26 protein-coding genes are annotated in these 20,064 nt (G+C 55.7%); 17 read left to right on the plus strand and 9 right to left on the minus strand.

Annotated elements, in window-relative coordinates:
• The first annotated feature begins 182 nt into the window (after window positions 1–182).
• Both degQ and degS read left to right on the plus strand, forming a co-directional pair.
• Complete coding sequence (gene degQ / locus K0I63_RS17015) at window positions 183–1,535, plus strand: Do family serine endopeptidase DegQ (RefSeq protein ID WP_144202716.1); 1,353 nt, start codon at window positions 183–185, stop codon at window positions 1,533–1,535.
• Between the two features lie 137 nt (window positions 1,536–1,672).
• Entirely contained in the window at window positions 1,673–2,752 is a 1,080-nt protein-coding gene (degS, locus tag K0I63_RS17020; protein WP_011867093.1) for an outer membrane-stress sensor serine endopeptidase DegS, read from the plus strand.
• A 104-nt stretch (window positions 2,753–2,856) separates the two neighbouring features.
• On the opposite strand, the gene K0I63_RS17025 is transcribed toward degS, so the two are convergent.
• The 8 genes from K0I63_RS17025 to K0I63_RS17060 form a co-directional block, all read right to left on the minus strand.
• The gene (locus K0I63_RS17025) at window positions 2,857–3,015 is read right to left on the minus strand and encodes a hypothetical protein (protein ID WP_220081805.1); all 159 of its coding nucleotides are present in this window, start codon (window positions 3,013–3,015) and stop codon (window positions 2,857–2,859) included.
• A gap of 151 nt (window positions 3,016–3,166) precedes the next feature.
• A complete protein-coding gene (murA, locus tag K0I63_RS17030; protein ID WP_220072339.1) occupies window positions 3,167–4,426 on the minus strand; it encodes a UDP-N-acetylglucosamine 1-carboxyvinyltransferase in 1,260 nt (419 codons plus the stop codon).
• A 15-nt stretch (window positions 4,427–4,441) separates the two neighbouring features.
• On the minus strand, window positions 4,442–4,693 hold the full coding sequence (locus tag K0I63_RS17035) for a BolA family protein (RefSeq protein ID WP_220072340.1): 252 nt from the start codon (window positions 4,691–4,693) through the stop codon (window positions 4,442–4,444).
• A gap of 15 nt (window positions 4,694–4,708) precedes the next feature.
• Window positions 4,709–5,002 carry an STAS domain-containing protein gene (locus tag K0I63_RS17040; protein WP_220081806.1) on the minus strand — a complete coding sequence of 98 codons (294 nt, stop codon included), beginning with the start codon at window positions 5,000–5,002 and terminating at the stop codon, window positions 4,709–4,711.
• Window positions 5,002–5,655: an MlaC/ttg2D family ABC transporter substrate-binding protein gene (locus K0I63_RS17045; RefSeq protein ID WP_220081807.1), complete on the minus strand. Its 654-nt coding sequence runs from the start codon at window positions 5,653–5,655 to the stop codon at window positions 5,002–5,004. The genes K0I63_RS17040 and K0I63_RS17045 overlap by 1 nt, the downstream gene beginning before the upstream one ends.
• A gap of 11 nt (window positions 5,656–5,666) precedes the next feature.
• The gene (gene mlaD, locus K0I63_RS17050) at window positions 5,667–6,140 is read right to left on the minus strand and encodes an outer membrane lipid asymmetry maintenance protein MlaD (RefSeq protein WP_220081808.1); all 474 of its coding nucleotides are present in this window, start codon (window positions 6,138–6,140) and stop codon (window positions 5,667–5,669) included.
• Window positions 6,141–6,211: 71 nt separating this feature from the next.
• Window positions 6,212–6,997, minus strand: coding sequence for a lipid asymmetry maintenance ABC transporter permease subunit MlaE (gene mlaE / locus K0I63_RS17055; RefSeq protein WP_144202706.1), 786 nt, complete (start codon window positions 6,995–6,997; stop codon window positions 6,212–6,214).
• Window positions 6,984–7,793: an ATP-binding cassette domain-containing protein gene (locus K0I63_RS17060; protein ID WP_086023639.1), complete on the minus strand. Its 810-nt coding sequence runs from the start codon at window positions 7,791–7,793 to the stop codon at window positions 6,984–6,986. The genes mlaE and K0I63_RS17060 overlap by 14 nt, the downstream gene beginning before the upstream one ends.
• 234 nt (window positions 7,794–8,027) lie before the next feature.
• Here K0I63_RS17060 and K0I63_RS17065 point away from each other — a divergent pair, with 234 nt between their 5' ends.
• From K0I63_RS17065 to K0I63_RS17135, 15 genes are all read left to right on the plus strand, one after another.
• On the plus strand, window positions 8,028–8,987 hold the full coding sequence (locus K0I63_RS17065) for a calcium/sodium antiporter (protein WP_011867101.1): 960 nt from the start codon (window positions 8,028–8,030) through the stop codon (window positions 8,985–8,987).
• A gap of 33 nt (window positions 8,988–9,020) precedes the next feature.
• Window positions 9,021–9,998 (plus strand): KpsF/GutQ family sugar-phosphate isomerase, encoded by a 978-nt coding sequence (locus tag K0I63_RS17070; protein WP_220043407.1) that lies wholly within the window; start codon window positions 9,021–9,023, stop codon window positions 9,996–9,998.
• Window position 9,999: 1 nt separating this feature from the next.
• Window positions 10,000–10,551, plus strand: a complete 552-nt coding sequence (gene kdsC / locus K0I63_RS17075) for a 3-deoxy-manno-octulosonate-8-phosphatase KdsC (RefSeq protein WP_220081809.1) — start codon at window positions 10,000–10,002, stop codon at window positions 10,549–10,551.
• A complete protein-coding gene (lptC, locus tag K0I63_RS17080; RefSeq protein WP_011867104.1) occupies window positions 10,548–11,105 on the plus strand; it encodes an LPS export ABC transporter periplasmic protein LptC in 558 nt (185 codons plus the stop codon). Before kdsC ends, lptC begins: the two co-directional genes overlap by 4 nt.
• Complete coding sequence (lptA, locus tag K0I63_RS17085; protein WP_144202702.1) at window positions 11,092–11,637, plus strand: lipopolysaccharide transport periplasmic protein LptA; 546 nt, start codon at window positions 11,092–11,094, stop codon at window positions 11,635–11,637. Before lptC ends, lptA begins: the two co-directional genes overlap by 14 nt.
• A complete protein-coding gene (lptB, locus tag K0I63_RS17090; RefSeq protein WP_011867106.1) occupies window positions 11,634–12,365 on the plus strand; it encodes an LPS export ABC transporter ATP-binding protein in 732 nt (243 codons plus the stop codon). The genes lptA and lptB overlap by 4 nt, the downstream gene beginning before the upstream one ends.
• Before the next feature lie 134 nt (window positions 12,366–12,499).
• The gene (locus tag K0I63_RS17095) at window positions 12,500–13,987 is read left to right on the plus strand and encodes an RNA polymerase factor sigma-54 (RefSeq protein ID WP_220081810.1); all 1,488 of its coding nucleotides are present in this window, start codon (window positions 12,500–12,502) and stop codon (window positions 13,985–13,987) included.
• A 30-nt stretch (window positions 13,988–14,017) separates the two neighbouring features.
• On the plus strand, window positions 14,018–14,305 hold the full coding sequence (gene hpf, locus K0I63_RS17100; RefSeq protein ID WP_011867108.1) for a ribosome hibernation promoting factor: 288 nt from the start codon (window positions 14,018–14,020) through the stop codon (window positions 14,303–14,305).
• A gap of 2 nt (window positions 14,306–14,307) precedes the next feature.
• Window positions 14,308–14,751, plus strand: a complete 444-nt coding sequence (gene ptsN / locus K0I63_RS17105) for a PTS IIA-like nitrogen regulatory protein PtsN (RefSeq protein WP_011867109.1) — start codon at window positions 14,308–14,310, stop codon at window positions 14,749–14,751.
• The gene (gene rapZ / locus K0I63_RS17110) at window positions 14,748–15,596 is read left to right on the plus strand and encodes an RNase adapter RapZ (RefSeq protein WP_144202698.1); all 849 of its coding nucleotides are present in this window, start codon (window positions 14,748–14,750) and stop codon (window positions 15,594–15,596) included. The genes ptsN and rapZ overlap by 4 nt, the downstream gene beginning before the upstream one ends.
• Entirely contained in the window at window positions 15,589–15,864 is a 276-nt protein-coding gene (locus K0I63_RS17115; RefSeq protein WP_011867111.1) for an HPr family phosphocarrier protein, read from the plus strand. Before rapZ ends, K0I63_RS17115 begins: the two co-directional genes overlap by 8 nt.
• A 100-nt stretch (window positions 15,865–15,964) precedes the next feature.
• The gene (gene mgtE / locus K0I63_RS17120; RefSeq protein WP_011867112.1) at window positions 15,965–17,332 is read left to right on the plus strand and encodes a magnesium transporter; all 1,368 of its coding nucleotides are present in this window, start codon (window positions 15,965–15,967) and stop codon (window positions 17,330–17,332) included.
• 104 nt (window positions 17,333–17,436) lie between these two features.
• Complete coding sequence (locus K0I63_RS17125; RefSeq protein ID WP_011867113.1) at window positions 17,437–18,120, plus strand: response regulator transcription factor; 684 nt, start codon at window positions 17,437–17,439, stop codon at window positions 18,118–18,120.
• Window positions 18,121–18,131: 11 nt separating this feature from the next.
• Window positions 18,132–19,394: a sensor histidine kinase gene (locus tag K0I63_RS17130; RefSeq protein WP_220081811.1), complete on the plus strand. Its 1,263-nt coding sequence runs from the start codon at window positions 18,132–18,134 to the stop codon at window positions 19,392–19,394.
• Window positions 19,395–19,513: 119 nt separating this feature from the next.
• Complete coding sequence (locus tag K0I63_RS17135) at window positions 19,514–19,762, plus strand: hypothetical protein (RefSeq protein WP_011867115.1); 249 nt, start codon at window positions 19,514–19,516, stop codon at window positions 19,760–19,762.
• Window positions 19,763–19,843: 81 nt separating this feature from the next.
• Here K0I63_RS17135 and K0I63_RS17140 read toward each other — a convergent pair whose 3' ends face one another.
• A complete protein-coding gene (locus K0I63_RS17140; RefSeq protein WP_041406740.1) occupies window positions 19,844–20,056 on the minus strand; it encodes a hypothetical protein in 213 nt (70 codons plus the stop codon).
• Window positions 20,057–20,064 lie beyond the last annotated feature (8 nt).

Raw genomic sequence — 20,064 nt, forward strand, 5'->3', positions numbered from 1 at the left:
TATCGCTCGCTAGTCGATGAAGACTAACGAAAAATTAACCTTTGTTAATCACCTGAACTTTATCGAGAAGGCGATAGTCGGATTGAGTAACACAGCATTATTTAATCACTTGATTTACGTCCGAGTAGCCTTATATCTACAGAGTCATAAGTTCATAATTGCAACATTGGAGTCATGAATAGATGAAAACGAAATTATCACTACTTTCCGCCGCACTGCTCGGCGCGAGCCTGATGGTTATGCCTGCCGTTTCTCAAGCCGCCATTCCACTGGCCGTCGACGGACAAGCGCTGCCCAGCCTGGCCCCCATGCTGGAGAAAACCACCCCAGCCGTGGTTGCCGTCGCCGTCTCTGGCACCCATGTCTCTAAGCAGCGCCTGCCCGACGCCTTCCGCTACTTCTTCGGCCCTAATGCCCCGAGAGAGCAGGTGCAGGAGCGCCCCTTCAAGGGGCTGGGTTCTGGCGTCATCATAGATGCTAAGAAAGGCTATATCGTCACCAACAACCATGTGATTGAAGGCGCCGACGAAATTTTAATTGGCCTGCATGACGGCCGTGAGATCGAGGCCAAGCTTATCGGTACCGATGCCGAGTCAGACGTTGCCCTGCTACAGATAGAAGCCAAGAACCTGGTGGCCCTCAAGCGCGCCGACTCCGATGAACTCAAGGTCGGCGACTTTGCCGTGGCTATCGGTAACCCCTTCGGTCTTGGCCAGACGGTTACCTCGGGTATCGTCAGCGCCATGGGCCGCAGCGGCTTAGGTATCGAGATGCTGGAGAACTTCATTCAGACAGACGCCGCCATCAACAGCGGTAACTCGGGCGGCGCCCTGGTAAATCTCAACGGTGAACTGATCGGCATAAACACCGCCATCGTCGCCCCGGGCGGCGGGAACGTGGGTATTGGCTTCGCTATCCCCGCCAATATGGTCAATAACCTGGTGGATCAGCTGATCGAACACGGTGAGGTGCGCCGCGGCGTACTGGGGGTCAGTGGTCGTGACTTAGATAGCGAACTGGCTCAGGGCTTCGGCTTGGATTCGCAGCACGGCGGCTTCGTCAACGAGGTGATGCCTGACAGCGCCGCCGACAAGGCGGGCATCAAGGCCGGCGACATCATAGTCAGCGTCAACGATAAGCCGATCAAGTCCTTCCAGGAGCTGAGAGCCAAGATAGGTACCATGGGCGCCGGCGCTAAGGTGAAACTGGGTCTGATCCGCGACGGCGATGAGAAGACGGTCACCGCAGTATTAGGCGAGGCGAGCCAGCAGACAGAAACCGCGGCGGGCGCCGTACATCCTATGCTGGCGGGGGCCACACTGGAGAACAATAAGAAGGGGGTCGAGATCACCGAGATCGCCCAAGGTTCTCCGGCGGCGGCCAGTGGCCTGCTTAAGGGCGATATCATAGTCGGGGTCAACCGTACCCGTATTGAAGATCTTAAGGAGCTCAAGGCAGAACTTAAGGAGCAACACGGCGCCGTGGCCCTGAAACTGCTGCGCGGTGACAACAGCCTCTATCTGGTTCTGAGATAAGGCGCACTAGAGGCCATGACAGGGTTTACACACCCGCATCATGGCCTCTTTTATTTCCAGCTTATGCACTTAGGCCAATAGTGCCCTATAAATAAACATGTTAATCTAACGCTACTTTTCCCACAGCACCTTAAATCATGACGCTTAAAGACACGGTAATTTACATCGCGAAAGCAGTTTTTTTCGGCCTTATCATGGCCGCCGTCTTTCTGGTCATCACCCCATGGATAACAGGCACAGCCAATCACGGCAACTTCTTCCAGAGCAGGGGACAAAACGGGATAGAACTCTCCTTCTCTCAGGCAGTACGTCGCGCCGCACCCGCCGTGGTCAACATCTATAGCCTGAGCATAGATCAGAGCCGCCCGCTCAACTCGGGCTCCCTGCAAGGCCTGGGTTCAGGCGTGATCATGAGCAAAGAGGGCTACATACTCACCAACTATCACGTGGTCAAGAAGGCGGACGAGATAGTGGTCGCCCTGCAAGATGGCCGCAAGTTTACCTCAGAGGTGGTGGGGTCAGACTCTGTCACCGATCTGGCGGTGCTTAAGATAGAGGGCGATACCCTCCCCGTGGTGCCTATCAACTTAGACGTACCGGCACAGGTGGGCGACGTGGTACTCGCCATCGGCAACCCCTATAACCTGGGGCAAACCATCACCCAAGGGATCATCAGCGCCACCGGCCGTAACGGCCTGAGCTCGGGTTATCTGGACTTCCTGCAGACAGATGCCGCCATCAACGCGGGTAACTCGGGCGGCGCGCTTATCGACACCAGCGGCCGCCTGATCGGCATCAACACAGCAGCCTTCCAGATTGGTGGCGAGGGTGGTGGCCATGGGATTAACTTCGCCATCCCCATCAAGCTGGCCCACAGCATCATGGGTAAGCTGATCAAAGATGGCCGGGTGATCCGTGGTGCTCTGGGGATCACAGGCGAGGCGATCAATCCTGTGATGGCGCAGATCCTTAACCTGCCGGATCTGACCGGCGTCATGGTCACAGGTGTGGATCATCAGGGACCGGCCGCTCAGGCTAAGCTGAGACCCAGAGACGTTATCACTAAGTTTAACGACGAGACCGTTCCCGGCGTCGAGATGCTGATGGATAGGATTGCCGAGACGCCACCTGGCACTCAGGTGACCATGACCATTATCCGCAGCGGCAAGTACTATGAGGTACCTGTCACCATAGGGGAAAACCTGGGCTCTGAATAATAGCGACCAAAGTCCGCAGACAAAAAAGCCAGCAATCGCTGGCTTTTCTTTTATCTATTCTCTCTTGATCTCTAGGTACTTGCTTAAGCCCTGAACTTAAGCCCTTAGCTTGGGCTCTTAAATAGCCGCAACCAGAAACCACACTCCAGCAATGCGCCGACGACCAGCAGGCTCAAGGCCCCAAGGTGCATGCCCACGCCGTAACAGATCAGGGCGCCGATCAGCAGCCCCACTAATAACGCCATCCTTTTGCCATGTGTCATATACTCTCCTTAGCATATTCAAATTGGCCTACCCACCAATCATAAGCTTAGCCTATGTAAATTACCTGCATTATTTTGTGAGCAGTTGCGTCATCCATGCATCAGGCACAAAAAAGCCACCCTAAGGTGGCTTTGTAAGATGAAGCTAGGCTTAGCTGACCCGTACGACTTCGCCGCCCAGGCCCTTAAACTTCTCTTCGATATGCTCGTAGCCTCTATCGAGGTGATAGATACGATCTACCGTTGTTACGCCGTCGGCCACCAGGCCGGCGATCACCAGGCTCGCCGAGGCGCGTAGATCCGTTGCCATCACCTGAGCGCCGTTGAGCAGCTCACAACCCTTGATGATACAGGTATTGCCTTCCAACTCCATGTTGGCGCCCATGCGGATAAGCTCGGGCACATGCATGAAACGGTTCTCGAAGATGGTCTCGGTAATGGTCGCCGTACCTTCCGCCAGGGCGTTGAGTACACAGAACTGCGCCTGCATATCCGTCGGGAAACCTGGGTAAGGCATGGTCTTGATGTTGACCGCCTTGGGGCGTTGCCCCTGCATGTCCAGCTCAATCCAATCTTCGCCCGTGGTGATGCTGGCGCCAGCATCTTCCAGCTTGGCGAGCACGGCCTCTAGGGTCTTAGGATCGGCATCGACACAACGTATCTTGCCCTTGGTTACCGCCGCGGCCACCAGGAAGCTGCCGGTCTCGATACGGTCTGGCATCACACGATACTCACAGCCACTGAGAGACTCGACACCTTGGATGCGAATGGTATCGCTACCGGCGCCGCTGATCTTAGCGCCCATGGCGTTAAGGCAGTTGGCCAGATCGATAACCTCTGGCTCACGGGCCGCGTTCTCGATCACCGTCTCGCCGTCGGCCAAGGCCGCCGCCATCAGTAGGTTCTCTGTGGCGCCGACGCTGATCATGTCCATGAAGATATGGGCGCCCTTGAGACGACCATCGACGCGGGCCTTGATATAGCCCTCTTTCACTTCGATCTTCGCGCCCATCTGCTCCAAGCCATGCAGGTGCAGGTTTACCGGGCGGGCACCGATGGCGCAGCCACCAGGCAGAGAGACGTCGGCGGTGCCATAGCGAGCCAGCAAGGGCCCCAAGATCAAGATAGAGGCGCGCATGGTCTTCACCAGCTCATAGGGCGCGCAGAACTCGTTGAGATGGGTGGTAGAGATGGTGATCTTACCCTCGTCGCTACGGCTCACCTCGGCACCGAGACAGCGCAGCAGCTCACAGCTGGTGTTGACATCTCTAAGGTTAGGCACATTGCTGACCACGAAGTCTGTCTCGGCCAGCACGCCGGCCATCAGGATCGGCAGGGCGGCGTTCTTGGCGCCTGAAATCACCACGTCACCGGCCAGTGCACCACTGGCCTGAATTGTTAATTTATCCACTATGAGTCTCTAGCCTTACATGTTGAAGATTTTTTCACGCTTCCACTGCGTAGGGGTAAAGGCGTTGATAGTGATGGCATGCAGCGCCCCACTGGTCACATGTTCCATCAAAGGGCCGTAGATCATCTGCTGTTGCTTCACGCGGCTCACACCGTCGAAACACTCACCGACGGCAACAATCTTATAGTGTGTCCCATCCTGGCTCACGTGTACTTCATCCAGTGTCAGCGCTTGGGTAAGCAGCTGTTCAATCTCATTACATTCCATAAACGGATAACCCTTTTATTTGGCTTCTTCGGTGAAGAAGTCTTGTAAATCATATAAATCTATTAACTTTTGCAGTTGCGCCGGCGGATTGCAGAGCACCAGCGACTGACCCTTTTTCTGCTGCTCTGCCACCAGATGCAACAGCAGGGCGACACCGGCGCTGTCGCTATAGGAGACACCGGCAAGATCCAGTCGGTCACAGGCACCATTGAGTAGTGTCTCCAGCTTAGGCCAGAGCTCCACCACCGCCGCCTGAGACAGCTCACCGCTGACCTGGCAATGACCCGCCGCCTGGTTAAAGGCCAGCATTATAGCTTAGTCCCCTTGTTAACCAAGCTGATATGGTTATCTGTGTGGGTCTCCAGCTCTTTTATTACCGCATCTATGCCGTTTTGGCGGATCAGGTTAGTGATCTCCGCGCTCTTAGAGGAAAGCAGACTCACCCCTTCGGCTACTAGATCGAACGCCTTCCAGGTATCGTCCTTCAAGCGACGCACCCTGAAGATCAGCTTGATAGGCGGACGTCCCTGCTCGATGATCTGCACGTTGACATCCACCATCTTCTCACCATCGAACCCCTTAGCCGGGGCAAACTCCACCTGCTGGTCGGTATACTCGGTGAAGGCCTGGGCATAAGTCGCGATAAGATAAGTCTTGAAGGCCTCGGCGAAACGCTCACGCTGATCCGGCGTACTCTGACGCAGGTAGGGCCCCATCACCTTATAAGAGGCATACTTATAATCGATATAAGGCATCAACTCGTCAGAGACTATCACCTTAAGATGGTCGGGATTGGCCTGAATTGTGGCAATATCCTGATGAAAACGGGCAAAAGTCTTGTTAGCCACAGATTCCACCATGGCATAGGGGTCCTTGGTATTGACCGAGATCTCCTCGGCGCTAACCGCACCGCCGATCAGCAATAACATGGAGGAGAAGAGTACTTGCAACAACTGTTTCATATTCGTCCCTATTAATTTTCTTTAGACTTCATACTGTATAAGAACTGGCCGATGAGATCTTCGAGCACTAAGGCCGAGTGAGTATCGTCGATACGATCGCCATCTTTGAGCATGCCGATATCGTCCATCACAAATCCTGGCGTCAGCCCCAAGAACTGCTCACCCAGCAGACCCGAGGTGAGGATCGACAGGCTACTGGTCTCGGGAAACTGATCATATTGATTGTCCATGGCCAGCTCGACCACGGCCACCAGTTCATCAGGATCCAGGCTGATGTTCGTCACCCTGCCAACCACCACGCCACCCACCTTGACCGGTGAGCGCACCTTGAGGCCGCCTATGTTGGTGAACTTGGCATACAGGGTGTAGTGGCTCTGGCCAGGCTTCACCTCGACATTGGCCACGTTGAACACCAACACCAGAAAGGCCATCAGGCCCGACAGAATAAACAAGCCAACTAATAGTTCAATTTTTCGAGTCAACATACTCAATTACCACTCAGTTCTATACATACCACGACGGCAAATATATAGGTTTATCCATAAACAAAATTTAATCAGCGGCCAAACATCATGGCCGTCAACAGGAAGTCCAGCGCCAACACCGCCAAGCTGGACTGCACCACGGTTTGGGTGGTCGCCCGGCTGATCCCCTCGGGATTGGGGATCACATGATAGCCGCGATACAGGGCTATCCAGGTCACCACTACGGCAAATACCAGGCTCTTGATCAGACAATTCACTATGTCCTGACGCCACTCCACCGAGGCCTGCAGGATAGACCAGAAGCTACCGCTGTCGATTCCCTTCCATTCCACCCCGACCAAATGGCCGCCATAGATGCCCACGGCGGTAAACATCAGCGCCAGTAGTGGCAGGCTGATCACCCCGGCCCAGAAGCGCGGCGCGATTACCTGACGCAGGGGATCGATAGCCATCATCTCCAGGCTAGAGAGCTGCTCAGTGCTCTTCATCAAACCTATCTCGGCGGTAAGCGCCGAGCCGGCGCGTCCAGCAAACAGCAGCGCGGTCACCACTGGCCCCAGTTCACGCAGCAGACTGAGCGCCACCATGGGCCCCAGGCTGTCTTCTGTGCCGAAACCCACCAAAATATTATAGCCCTGCAACGCCAGCACCATGCCGATGAAAAGGCCTGAGACCAGGATGATCACCATGGACTGCACGCCAATCACGTACAGCTGCTTGATCAGTAGCGGCGTGCCCTTGCGCACCCTGGGCATCTTGGCGATGGCGCCCCACAACATGAGTCCGGCGCGTCCCAGGCCGGTGACGCTATCGATCGCACCACGACCTAAGCGGGCGATTTGATCAATCACGCTCACCTAACATCTCCTTCTGGTAATCCTGGGCGGGAAAATGAAACGGCACGGGCCCGTCGGGCTCGCCGCCGATAAACTGTTTCAACTTAGGATTGTCGGCCGCCTTCAGCTCGGCCGGCGTGCCGTGGGCGATCACCTTCTTGTCGGCGAGCACATAGACATAGTCGGCGATCCCCAGTACCTCTTGCACGTCGTGGGAGACCACCACAGAGGTGAGGCTCAGCGCATCGCTCAGCTCGCGGATCAGCTTCACCAGCACCCCCATGGAGATGGGGTCCTGTCCGGCGAAGGGCTCATCATAGAGAACCAGTTCCGGCTCCAGGGCGATGGCGCGGGCCAGGGCTGCACGTCTCTGCATGCCGCCGGAGAGCTCGCTCGGCATCATCTGCGCCGCGCCTCTGAGCCCCACGGCTTCGAGCTTCATCAGCACGATACGGCGAATAATCGCCTCGGGCAGATCCGAGTGTTCCCGCAGGGCAAAAGCCACGTTGTCGAACACATTCATGTCGGTAAACAGGGCGCCGCTCTGAAACAGCATGCTCATGCGTTTGCGCAGGGCAAACAGCTCGCTGCGATTGCATTTATGCACGTCAACGCCATCGACCTTGATGACGCCAGAGTCCGGCCGCAGCTGACCACCGATCAACTTGAGTAGGGTAGTCTTGCCTATGCCGCTGGGTCCCATGATGGCGGTCACCTTCCCTCTGGGGATGGTGAGGCTGACGTCGTCATAGATAACATGGGTGCCACGGCTGAAGCCCAGATGGCTGATCTCCACCAATGGCTGCACGTGTTCCATCGGCGCTTGTTCCATCGGCTTAGTCTCACCCTTGGCTTGGCTGTCATGACTTAACGATTGATGACTCATAACGGGACCTAATGCGTTCCATGGTTAGGCGGCAGGAAAAGAGACAAATTGTACGAAATTGACGGATTGTGCACAACTGAATCGACACTATCTTTGCGCAATACTTTCAATTTTGTTCAAATCCAGCGAAAATGCGCGGCAGACTCTTAAACAAAAAGATTTTCAATGCTATTTAATATTTTCTTACTGATTGCTGGTTTGGGTGCCCTTGTCTGGAGTGCCGACAAATTTGTCTTCGGCGCCGCGGCATTCGCCCGTAATCTCGGCCTGCCGCCCATGTTAATTGGCCTCACCATAGTCGCCATGGGCAGCTCGGCCCCGGAAATGTTTGTGGCAGCCACCGCCTCCCTCGAAGGCATGACAGACACGGCCATAGGGAATGTGCTTGGCTCCAACGTCGCCAACATCACGCTGATCCTGGGAATCACCGCCCTGTTAGGCGCAATCTCGGTAAGCTCACAGACACTCAAGCGGGAAATCCCTATGATGCTAGGCGCTACGGCGCTGGCGGGCTATTTCCTTCACGATGGTCAGCTGACCCGCGTCGAGGGCTTGGTGCTGATGGCACTCTTCTTCGCCCTCATGGGGTATCTGATCTGGCATGCGATCGTCAACAAGGAGAAAGATCCCCTGATCGACGAGGCCGAGAGCGAGGTGCCTAAAGATGTGCCTACGCCTAAGGCGATCCTCTGGCTGGTGATAGGCCTAGTGCTGCTGCCCCTGTCTGCCGACTGGATGGTGCAGGGCGCCGTGGGTATCGCCAAGGCCTTCCATATGTCAGACTTAGTCATAGGCCTGACCATTATCGCCGTCGGAACCAGCCTGCCTGAACTGGCGGCCTGTGTGGCCGGCGTGCTGAAGAAAGAGGACGACCTTGCCATAGGTAACGTGGTCGGCTCGAACCTGTTTAACATTCTTGCGGTATTGGCGCTGCCCGCCCTTATCGCCCCAGGCGCGGTAGATGCCGCCGCCAGCAGTCGCGACTTTTACATGGTGATGGCAACCAGCGTTGCCCTGGCCATACTGATTTTATTAACCGGCAAGGCCCGCCAACTACGCCCCTGGCATGGCGGTGTGTTATTAGCGACTTTTATCGCGTACCAAGTCACGCTTTTCCTATCCTAATAACGTTTAGGCCGACAAAATAGAGAGAACAAGATGGTAGATGCAGATCAATTACGTCAATGGGGACGCAAGGTTATCGATACCGAGCGCAACGCGCTGGACAACCTGTATCAATATGTCGACTCGAGTGAATTTGCCAAGGCCTGCCAATTGATCCTCGCCTGCACCGGCAAGGTGATCGTGATGGGCATGGGCAAATCCGGCCACATAGGTAACAAGATCTCGGCCACCCTGGCCAGCACAGGCACCCCAGCCTTCTTCGTCCACCCCGGCGAGGCCAGCCATGGCGACCTGGGCGTGCTGAGCGAGAACGATATCGTACTCGCCATCTCCAACTCGGGCGAGGCCAGCGAAATTTTAACCCTGATGCCAGTGATCAAGCGTATGGGGCTGCCTGTCATCGCGGTGACGGGCAAGCCTGAGTCCAACATGGCCAAGCATTCGGTCGTTCATCTGTGTATCGAGGTACCGGAAGAGGCCTGCCCGCTCGGACTGGCGCCGACCTCGAGCACCACGGCGACGCTCGTCATGGGCGACGCCCTGGCGGTAGCCCTGCTGCAAGCCAGAGGCTTCACTAAAGATGATTTTGCCCTCTCCCACCCCGGCGGTAGCCTGGGACGCAAGCTGCTGCTCAAGGTGAGCGACGTGATGCACAAAGGTGATGACTTGCCTCTGGTGGCCGAAGATATCTGTATCACAGAGGCCCTGTATGAGATCTCCAAGAAGGGGCTGGGCATGACAGGCGTAGTCAACAGCCAGGGCCTGCTGGTCGGCATCTTCACCGACGGCGACCTGCGCCGGGTGATAGACGCCGAGATCAACCTGCGCAAGACCTCCATCTCAGAGGTGATGACCCATGGCTGCGTCACCGTCAGCGAAGGCATCTTAGCCGCTCAGGCCCTCAAGGTGATGGACGAGAAAGAGATCAACGGCCTGATCGTCACCGACGAGCAGCAGAAGCCAATTGGCGCACTCAACATGCTGGACATGGTCAAGGCGGGGGTGATCTAACATGGCACATCAAGGTTTCTACGGCCCGATAACCGACGCGGTCTGGCAAAAAGCCAAACAGATCAAACTCTTGATCTGCGACGTCGACGGTGTATTCTCCGACGGTCTGGTCTATATGAGCAACTCGGGCGACGAACTCAAGACTTTTCATACCCGCGACGGCTACGGCGTACGCTCGCTTCTGACCAGCGATATTCCGGTGGCCATCATCACCGGGCGTAAGTCGCAGATAGTGGAAGATCGCATGACGGCCCTGGGTATCACCCACATCTACCAGGGGGTCGACAACAAACTCGAGCCTTATCAGGAGCTGCTTAACCTCTATAAGGTGACGCCTGAGGAAGTTGCCTATATCGGCGATGACATGGTGGATCTGCCCGTGATGGAGAAGGTAGGCCTGTCTGTCTGCGTGGCCGACGGTCATCCCTATGTGCGCCAACACGCCGACATGGTTACCCATATCAAGGGCGGCCACGGCGCGCTGCGTGAACTGACGGATCTCATCCTGCTCAGCCAGGATAAGTTTGCCTCGGCCCACGGAATGAGCATATGAACAGAGTCACGCTGGCGATCATCGCCTTCTTCGGCACAGCACTGATCCTCTATTGGCAGGTTCAGTCGAAAAAGGGCAGCGAAGAGTTGGCCCTGGATAATGTCGATCGTCCCGACTACATAGTTCGGGATCTCAAGAGCGTGCAATACAATGATGAGGGTGGCATCAACAGCCGGGTATCGGCCAGTCACATGGAGCACTACGCCGAGCGCAACCAGACCTACTTTACCCAGCCCATCTATCTGGTCTATCCCGACAACGGCGATGCCCAGTGGCGCCTGAGATCCACCAAGGGCACATTGGACAAAAATAGCGGACGGGTCACCCTGGAAAATAATGTTATCATTGATGCCATTAGCCCAGAGGAACCGATTCAGACCATAGAGACCACCTATCTGGAGCTGGATCTCAATACTATGATTATGACATCCGACAGAAGCATTCGGATCACAGGGCGTGATTTCCTCATCACGGGGGAAGGCCTATATGCCGATCTCAACGCCCAAAATATAAAACTGACGAGTCAGGTAGAAGGAACATATGAAACTAAATAGCCTTATTCTTGCAGGCCTGCTGCCCCTGGTCAGTATTGGCGCCCATGCCAAGGTAAACGACCTGCTGCAAGAGGTTAAGATCTCTGCCGCCAGCCAGGAAGCCGACATTAAGAACAACCAGATCATCTTCCACGGTCCGGTCGAGGTCACCCAAGGCTCAATCAAGATATTGGCCAGTGAACTACGCGCCTTCAGCAAAGAGAAGAACAGCGGCAAGATACTGATCGCCACCGGCAACCCGGCCACTTACTCTCAGGTGATGGAAGATGGCCGTCCCGCCTCGGCCAGCGCCAAGGAGATACGTTACGAGCTTTCCAGCCGCACCCTGACACTGATCGGCGACGCCACCCTGGAACAGGAAGGCAGCCAGGTCACGGGTTCGCAGATCCGCTACAACATAGAGCAGCAACAGCTGATCGCCGAGAGCACAGGCAAAGACAGAGTGATCACCATCATTCAGCCTGAAAACTATCAGGAACAGATCCAGCCAGAGCAGAAGCCCGAGAAGAAACCAGAACAGGAAAAACAATGACAGACCTGATCTTGAAGGCGGAGAACCTCGCCAAGAGCTATAAGAGTCGTGCCGTTGTCCAAGACGTGAGCCTCACGGTCAAGACCGGGCAGATCGTCGGCCTGCTGGGGCCAAACGGCGCCGGCAAGACCACCACCTTTTACATGGTCGTCGGCCTGGTACAGAGCGACAAGGGCCGCATCTTTATCGACGATGACGACCTGACGCTAGACCCCATGCACCTGCGCGCCCGCAAAGGCATAGGCTACCTGCCCCAGGAAGCCAGCATCTTCCGTAAGCTCTCGGTGCGAGACAACATCATGGCCGTGCTCCAGACCCGCAGCGATCTTAATAACGATGGCCGCGAAGAGGAGCTGGAACACCTGCTGGAAGAGTTTCACATCACCCATATCCGTGACAGCCACGGCATGGCGCTCTCGGGCGGTGAACGTCGCCGGGTGGAGATCGCCAGGGCGCTTGCTGCCAACCCTAAGTTTATACTTCTCGACGAGCCGTTCGCCGGGGTCGATCCCATCTCGGTTATCGACATCAAGAAGATCATCGAACAGCTCAAGAATCGCGGCCTGGGGGTGTTGATCACCGACCACAACGTGCGCGAAACATTAGACGTCTGCGAGAAAGCCTATATCGTCAGCCATGGTAATCTGATCGCCGAGGGCACACCCGCCGAAATCTTAGACAACCAGCAAGTACGAGCAGTGTACTTAGGTGAACAATTCAAGCTATAGTTAATCTTATAATGGGGCCACAGAGGAAAAACCACGCGTTAATTGTGGCCTTAGGCACTATCCGATATATTTGTCCGGCACATATAGCCAGAGCTTTCTCATTTTATAATTAGAAACAAGGGAATAGCAGTACGATGAAAGCGTCACTTCAGCTCAAAATGGGTCAGCATCTCACCATGACGCCCCAGCTACAACAGGCCATACGTCTGTTGCAGTTGTCGTCATTAGAGTTGCAGCAGGAGATCCAGCAGGCATTAGAATCCAACCCGCTACTGGAGTTGGATGAAGAGCAGGAGAGCGCCAGCATCGAGCTGCAAGACGATAGCGTCGGCGACAGCTTCGACAACAAGTACGACGACAAGATAGAGCTGGATTCGAGCCAGGATAACTCAGGGGTCGAGACCTCTGATGCCCTGACTCAAGACTCTATGCCAGACGAGCTGCCGGTGGATACCACCTGGGATGAGGTCTACACCGCCTCGCCAAACTCAAGCTCGGGCGCCATGCGCGACGACGACATGCCTTTTCAGGGCGAGACCAGCGAAGGTCTTTACGAACACCTGGAATGGCAGAAGAACCTGACCCCTTTTTCCGATAACGATCTGGCCATCGCCACCGCCATCATCGATGCCATCGACGAGCGCGGTTACCTGACCCAGACCTGTGAAGATATTCTCGAGGCCATGGGCGACCCTGAGATCGAACTCGACGAGGTCGAGGCGGTACTCAAGCGAGTACAACACTTCGACCCTATTGGCGTGGCGGCCCGTGATCTCAGCGAATGTCTGACCATTCAGCTAGCCCAATACAGCGACGATACCCCGCACATCGCCAACGCCCGCATGCTGATCAAGGAGCACCTGGATCTCATCGCCGGACGCGACTTCCGTCTGCTGATGCGCAAAACCAAGCTCAAGGAAAATGAGCTGAGGGATGCCATCGCCCTTATTCAGACCCTGAATCCCCGTCCCGGTCTCGCCATCACCGCCAGCCGCGATGAATACGTGATCCCGGATGTGACCGTCACCAAGAAGAAGGGACGCTGGGTAGTCGAGCTCAACCCTGACAGCATGCCCAAGATCAACGTCAACCAGCAGTATGCCGCCATGGCCCGCAGCACTAAGAGTCAGGCGGATGGCCAGTTTATTCGCGGCCACCTGCAGGAAGCTAAATGGTTCCTCAAGAGCCTTGAGAGTCGCAACGAGACCCTGCTCAAGGTGACCAACTGTATCGTCGACTTCCAGCAAGGTTTCTTCGAATTTGGCGAAGAGGCGATGAAGCCCATGGTACTGAACGACATCGCCGAGGCGGTGGAGATGCATGAATCCACCATCTCACGTGTGACCACGCAAAAATATATGCATACCCCGAGAGGGATCTTCGAGCTTAAATACTTCTTCTCCAGTCACGTCGGTACCGACGATGGCGGAGAGTGCTCTTCAACAGCAATACGTGCCTTCATTAAGAAGCTGGTTGCTGCGGAAAACCAGAAAAAGCCATTGAGCGACAGCAAGATGGCTCAACTCTTGGCCGAACAGGGGATTAAGGTGGCTAGACGCACCATTGCCAAGTATCGCGAGGCAATGCTTATACCTCCCTCAAATCAGCGCAAGAGCTTATAAAACAAACCTGGAAACTGGAGGACTATCTTTATGCAAATAAACCTGACTGGGCACCATATCGAGATCACCCAATCTCTACGAAGCTACATCGAAGAGAAATTCACAAAGCTTGAACGTCATTTCGATCAGATCAATAATGTGCACGTTGTATTAAATGTCGAAAAGTTGCAACAGAAGGTTGAGGCAAAGTTACATCTCCGTGGCGGAGAAGTGTTCGCAACATCCGAACATGCGGACATGTATGCCGCGATAGACTCCCTGATTGACAAACTCGATCGTCAGGTCATTAAACACAAAGAGAAGCTTACTAAACATTAACGATGGAACTGAGTACCATCCTGCGGCCGGAGTGCACCACCTGCGCCACTCCGGGCAGTAAGAAAAAGGTACTGGAGCTTATCAGCGACTTAGCCGCTGTCCAGTACCCCACCCTCTCCTCTCAAGAAATATTTGAAAGCCTTCTGGCTCGAGAGAAAATGGGCAGCACAGGTATAGGCAATGGTATCGCGATTCCTCACGGACGGCTGACTAACATAGATCAACCCGTGGCCGTACTGGTGAAATGTGCTGAACCAATCGCATTCGATGCCATTGACAATCAGCCCGTCGATATCCTTTTTGCGTTATTGGTGCCCGCAGATCAATGCGAGCAACATCTTAGCACCCTGGCCGCTATGGCCGAGAAGCTCAATGATAAGGCGATCATGAAGCAGCTAAGAAAGACCCAAGATGAATCCGAACTCTATCAGGTGATCACCCAATGAAATTGGTTTTGGTATCCGGACGCTCAGGATCGGGAAAATCCGTCGCACTCAGGGTCCTAGAAGATCTAGGCTACTACTGTGTCGACAATCTGCCCTTGCAGATGATGGAGTCCCTGCTTGAGCAGCTCAAGGGACGCAGCGATCTCGTGGCCATCAGCGTCGATGTGCGCAACATGCCCAGCGAAGAGATCCAGCTGGAAAAGCAGCTGGCCAAGCTCCCCAAAGATACCGAAATCTTAAGCTTCTTCCTGAACTCCAGCGACAATGTGCTGCTCAAGCGCTATAGCGAGACCCGCAGACTACATCCGCTGTCACGCTCTAAGGTCTCCCTCAAGGAGGCTATTCAGCTCGAGGGCAAGCTGCTCGACCCCATAGCCAAACTCGTGGATCACTATATCGACACCTCTAACCTCAACATCTATGAGTTGAGCGACAAGGTGCGCGAGATCCTGCTGGGCACGGTCGACAAGGAGCTAGTGATCAACTTCGAGTCCTTCGGCTTTAAATATGGCATGCCGACCGAAGCCGACTTCATGTTCGACGTGCGCTTCCTGCCCAATCCCCACTGGGAACCTGAGCTAAGGCCTCTGACCGGCCTGGATGAGCCAGTACAGCAGTTTCTGAGCCAGCAACCCCTGGTCAACAAGTTCATCTGGCAGATCGAAAACCTGCTGGAAACCTGGTTGCCTCATCTGGAGCGCAACAACCGCAGCTACCTCACCATAGCCATCGGCTGCACCGGCGGCCAGCACAGATCTGTCTATGTGACCGACCAGCTCGCCAAGCTGTTCAACAAGGGCAAGCATAAGGTTCAGGCGCGCCACAGAGAGCTAAAGCATGACTAAGTTGGCTCGCGAGCTGACCATCTGCAACAAGTTGGGCCTGCACGCCAGAGCGGCGACCAAGCTGGCGGTGCTCGCTGCCAAGTTCGATGCCGAGGTCACTCTGATCCAGGGCGATAAACAGGCCTCCGCCGCCAGCGTACTCGGCCTCCTGATGCTCGAAACCGGCATGGGTAAAACCATCACCATCACCAGCGAAGGCAAAGATGCCCAGGCGGCCCTGGATGCCATCAGCGCCCTTATTGACGCCAAATTCGATGAGGCCGTATAATCGGCTCGCTTTGCGGTGCCCGCTTAATTTCGTCCTATACTTATCATAGACTTACAAGCCTACCACCCAAGCCGTTCAATCAACTGCCAAAGGAGGAGCTATGCCGATCGAAGTGTTAGATAGTGAAACCACAGATCAACGCCTTAATCAGCTCACTCAAGCCTTAGGCAGCGGCATGTTTGTCCATGTGCGCAGCATGCTGCACGACATGGCCGCCTCAGATATCGCCTTCATCCTGGAATCTTCGCCGCCGCGCACCCGTCAGGTGCTCTGGCAGCTGATCGATCAGCAGCACACGGGGGAGATCCTCGACGAGCTGGGCGAAGAGCTCAAAGATACTCTGATCACCCAGATGAGCCCAGAGCGCGTCGCCAAGGCGGCCGAAGGCATGGACACTGACGATCTGGCCTACATACTGCGTAGCCTGCCCGACAGCGTCTTCAATCAGGTGTTGCAGTCGATGACGGCGCAAGACAGGGCCAGGGTAGAGCAAGCCCTCTCCTACCCGGAAGACACCGCCGGCAGTATCATGAACACGGACACGGTAACCGTACGCCCCGATGTCACCATAGATGTGATCTTGCGTTACCTGAGGATCCGCGGCGAGCTACCCGACGCCACAGATACCCTCTATGTGGTGGATAAACGCGACAGCTTGCTAGGCGGCGTGCGCATTACCGATCTGCTGACCTGCGACCCCAACGCCTCGGTGCGGGAGATCATGAACGACGATCTCGAAGGGATCCCCGTGGGCATGGATGACGGCGAAGTCGCCCAACTGTTCGAGCGTCACGACTGGGTCTCGGCCCCCGTGGTCGAAGAGGAGACCAACCGTCTGCTGGGGCGTATCACCATCGACGATATTGTCGACGTGATCCGTGAAGACGCCGAACACTCCATGATGGGGATGGCGGGGATGGACGACGACACAGATACCTTCGGCCCTGTGGTCAAGAGTACCCTGAGGCGCTCCCTCTGGCTGACCATCAACCTGTTTGCCGCCCTGCTGGCCGCCTCGGTCAGCAACATGTTCGAGAACACCCTGGAGCAGTTTGCTACCATCGCCATCTTGATGACCATAGTGCCCAGTATGGGTGGCGTCGCCGGCAACCAGACCCTGGCGCTGGTGATCCGCGGTATCGCCCTGGGGCAGATAGGCCAGAGTAACTCCCGCTGGCTGATCGGCAAGGAGCTGGCCATCGGCTTTCTCAACGGCCTGCTCTGGTCCATGCTGGTGTTTGCCGCCGTCTGGCTGTGGAAGGGCGACATCGCTCTGGGCGGACTGATCGGCGGCGCCATGCTGATCAACATGACGGTGGCCGGTCTGGCCGGCGCCTGTATCCCATTGCTGCTGAAGAAGTTTAACGTCGATCCCGCACTGGCCGGTGGCATGGTGCTGACCACAGTTACTGATGTGATCGGCCTGTTCGCCTTCCTCGGCCTGGCGACCCTGTTCCTGCTAAATTGATCAGTAAGCGCATCCCAAAGCCCAATCGGATGCGCTTGAATTTCAATGTTATCGACATCTTTTTCACGCTAGGATAGGTAGAGTCATCCGGCCAGAGAACTGTCATGCAAAATACTCAAATACTCATCATAGAAGATAATGCCGATGTCGCCGGTGTCCTGGGGGACTATCTCGAATCCCAAGGAGCTCAGGTAGATTATGCCAGCAATGGCGAGCTCGGCCTGCGCCTCGCCACCGAAGGACACTTCGACGCCATAGTACTGGATCTCATGCTGCCCAAGATGGACGGCTACGCCGTGGCCAAGGCCCTACGTCAGCAAGGCTCCAGCGTACCAATCTTGATGCTGACGGCGCTGGACGACAAACAGGATCTGCTGCAAGGCTTTCATAGTGGCGCCGACGACTATCTGACTAAGCCCTTCGATCTCGATGAGCTGCACGTGCGACTGCTGGCGCTGATCAAGCGTCAGCTCGGGCGCGTCGCCCAGGGTTGCCAGCAGTGCGGGCCGCTCACCCTCAACATCGCCGAGCATACCGCCTATCGCGATGGCAAGAAGCTACAGCTGACGCCAAGCTGCTATCAGATCCTCCACCTGCTGATCTCCCGTGCCCCTAACGTGGTGAAGCGAGAGGAGATAGTGCAGCACCTGTGGGGGGAAGAACCGCCCAACAGCGACATCTTGCGCAGTCACATGTACCAGTTGAGAAATCAGGTGGATAAACCCTTCGACACCCCCATCATACTCACCGTGCCTAAGATAGGCTTCCGGTTAGACGTGAATCAATAGAGGCCCTACTGGTGCAAAAAACCGCCAAGAGTCTGACTCGCAAGCTAAGTTTCTACTTCGGGGGGATCGCCCTCTTGGTGGCCGCCATCCTCTATCTGCTGAGTATCGTTATCCTCTACTGGGTCGAAGATGAGCTCAACCGTCGCAGTCTGGAACAGATAGCGCCAAGCGCCCAAACGGCATTCGAACAGGGCGCCGAATCACCGCTGGTGTTGAGCACTACTATCGTCGCCTATAACGATGCCGCCAGCTTACCCGATGAATATCAGGGCATTATCGATCTGCCCGTCGGTTTTCTCGATGAGCTGCACGACACCTTCAAGGAGGATATCTTCATCTTTCGCGGCCAATATGGCGAAGACGAGGCGACACACCCCCTGATTCTGGTGATGAATGCCGAGCAGGTGGAACTGAGCCGCAACGAGTGGAACAATATCAGCCTGGTGATCCTGGCCGTCACCCTGATGCTGTTTGCCCTGTTCGGCTTTGCCATCACATTGCTCACCCGCAGGCTAATCGCGCCCATTCGCGCCATCAGCGAGCAGCTCGAGGATTCGGAGGCCGACCAGAGTTTTCGCGTCTCCAAGGATGCCACCCAGGAATTTCATGCCCTCACCGCTAGCCTCAACCATTATCAGCAGCAGATCGCCCAGCTGATCCGCCGGGAACAAGCCTTCTCCCGCTACGCCAGCCATGAGCTGAGAACTCCATTGACCATTATTCAAGGCGCCAGCCGTCTGCTAGAGCAGGAAGGCAAACCCGAGTTTATGCAGCGACAACGAGGCCGTATCGCCAAAGCCGCCAGCAATATGCAGCACATCATAGACGCGCTGCTGAGCCTGGTGAAACAGGAGAAGGGGCTGAGTTCACCCGACCTCAGGCCGCTACAGGAGAAAGAGCTGAAACAGATCCTTGCCGAGGTCGAACCGCTCGCGAGCCAGAAACAGATCCAATTGAGCCTCACCCTAGATGCCACGCCGCAGATAGCCCCCAGCGAGGCGGTACTGCGCATGTTACTGATCAACTTGCTCAATAACGCCATCAACGCCAGCGACAGCGGCCGCATCGACATCAGCGTCGATGACGAGGGGATCTCGGTGAAAGATCAGGGCCGCGGTATGAGCAGCAGCGACACTCGCCCCCAGGGCCATGGCTTAGGGCTGGAGATAGTCGAGGCCCTGTGTCAGCGTTATCAGTGGCGTTTTAGCCTCAGCAATTGCGACAAGGGGTGTATCGCCAGGTTGCACTTTCCTGCATCAACCCATGCCTCCTGATGGTGCAAGATAGGCGCTGAGCCGAGTAATCGCTCACTCAAGACCCAGTTTTTCGCCTGTCATCTAATTGGCATAAGTTTCGCTTATCCTAGCGCGGTCACGCACTAGGAGGCTTTCCCTTGTTTTCACTCAAGACACAATGGCACACCAATGACACTGACGCCTTTTGGCAACCTCAATTCGACGGGGAACCAAGCCATGAAGAAGCGCCTTACCCGCACCCTCTAGGCGGTCATCCACAGCGGGGCGCGATAGATGCGCGGCTAAATGCGCTAGGTCGGGAAGAGATAGGCCAGAGCCAGCAGCTCAGCCTGAATCGGGAAATCATGACACTGGTCGCCGAACAGGCCAGGTTATCGCTTAACTAGGCTTTCAAGCTCAACAAAATTGTTAAGCTCGGCCACCGGCGAATCAATAGCGCGGCGAAAAGGCGCTAGGAAAGTATGCCGCTAACGGGAACGCGGGGTAATATTGGAGAGGCTATCGAAGAATCTCTGCCTCTGCTTCTCGGCATCGAAGCGGCGCACCATCTGCCACTCCTGATACAGGGCAATTGCAAACCCTATGACCACCACCAACAAGCATCCGGCTCCCAGGTAGGTGATGATATTTACTGCGACATCTGCTCCTGCAGAACTGCTGGCGCTGCCAAAACCTATCATACACAACC

Source organism: Shewanella rhizosphaerae (assembly GCF_019457655.1).
GTDB lineage: Bacteria > Pseudomonadota > Gammaproteobacteria > Enterobacterales > Shewanellaceae > Shewanella > Shewanella loihica.

Excerpts from the sequence above, each read along its gene's own strand:
- degQ (WP_144202716.1), top strand. The coding sequence starts at position 183 with ATGAAAACGAAATTATCACTACTTTCCGCCGCACTGCTCGGCGCGAGC.
- degS (WP_011867093.1), top strand. The coding sequence starts at position 1,673 with ATGACGCTTAAAGACACGGTAATTTACATCGCGAAAGCAGTTTTTTTC.
- K0I63_RS17025 (WP_220081805.1), bottom strand. The coding sequence starts at position 3,015 with ATGACACATGGCAAAAGGATGGCGTTATTAGTGGGGCTGCTGATCGGC.
- K0I63_RS17035 (WP_220072340.1), bottom strand. The coding sequence starts at position 4,693 with ATGGAATGTAATGAGATTGAACAGCTGCTTACCCAAGCGCTGACACTG.
- K0I63_RS17040 (WP_220081806.1), bottom strand. The coding sequence starts at position 5,002 with ATGCTGGCCTTTAACCAGGCGGCGGGTCATTGCCAGGTCAGCGGTGAG.
- K0I63_RS17045 (WP_220081807.1), bottom strand. The coding sequence starts at position 5,655 with ATGAAACAGTTGTTGCAAGTACTCTTCTCCTCCATGTTATTGCTGATC.
- mlaD (WP_220081808.1), bottom strand. The coding sequence starts at position 6,140 with ATGTTGACTCGAAAAATTGAACTATTAGTTGGCTTGTTTATTCTGTCG.
- K0I63_RS17060 (WP_086023639.1), bottom strand. The coding sequence starts at position 7,793 with ATGGAACACGTGCAGCCATTGGTGGAGATCAGCCATCTGGGCTTCAGC.
- K0I63_RS17065 (WP_011867101.1), top strand. The coding sequence starts at position 8,028 with ATGCTATTTAATATTTTCTTACTGATTGCTGGTTTGGGTGCCCTTGTC.
- K0I63_RS17070 (WP_220043407.1), top strand. The coding sequence starts at position 9,021 with ATGGTAGATGCAGATCAATTACGTCAATGGGGACGCAAGGTTATCGAT.
- kdsC (WP_220081809.1), top strand. The coding sequence starts at position 10,000 with ATGGCACATCAAGGTTTCTACGGCCCGATAACCGACGCGGTCTGGCAA.
- lptC (WP_011867104.1), top strand. The coding sequence starts at position 10,548 with ATGAACAGAGTCACGCTGGCGATCATCGCCTTCTTCGGCACAGCACTG.
- lptA (WP_144202702.1), top strand. The coding sequence starts at position 11,092 with ATGAAACTAAATAGCCTTATTCTTGCAGGCCTGCTGCCCCTGGTCAGT.
- lptB (WP_011867106.1), top strand. The coding sequence starts at position 11,634 with ATGACAGACCTGATCTTGAAGGCGGAGAACCTCGCCAAGAGCTATAAG.
- K0I63_RS17095 (WP_220081810.1), top strand. The coding sequence starts at position 12,500 with ATGAAAGCGTCACTTCAGCTCAAAATGGGTCAGCATCTCACCATGACG.
- hpf (WP_011867108.1), top strand. The coding sequence starts at position 14,018 with ATGCAAATAAACCTGACTGGGCACCATATCGAGATCACCCAATCTCTA.
- ptsN (WP_011867109.1), top strand. The coding sequence starts at position 14,308 with ATGGAACTGAGTACCATCCTGCGGCCGGAGTGCACCACCTGCGCCACT.
- rapZ (WP_144202698.1), top strand. The coding sequence starts at position 14,748 with ATGAAATTGGTTTTGGTATCCGGACGCTCAGGATCGGGAAAATCCGTC.
- K0I63_RS17115 (WP_011867111.1), top strand. The coding sequence starts at position 15,589 with ATGACTAAGTTGGCTCGCGAGCTGACCATCTGCAACAAGTTGGGCCTG.
- mgtE (WP_011867112.1), top strand. The coding sequence starts at position 15,965 with ATGCCGATCGAAGTGTTAGATAGTGAAACCACAGATCAACGCCTTAAT.
- K0I63_RS17125 (WP_011867113.1), top strand. The coding sequence starts at position 17,437 with ATGCAAAATACTCAAATACTCATCATAGAAGATAATGCCGATGTCGCC.
- K0I63_RS17140 (WP_041406740.1), bottom strand. The coding sequence starts at position 20,056 with ATGATAGGTTTTGGCAGCGCCAGCAGTTCTGCAGGAGCAGATGTCGCA.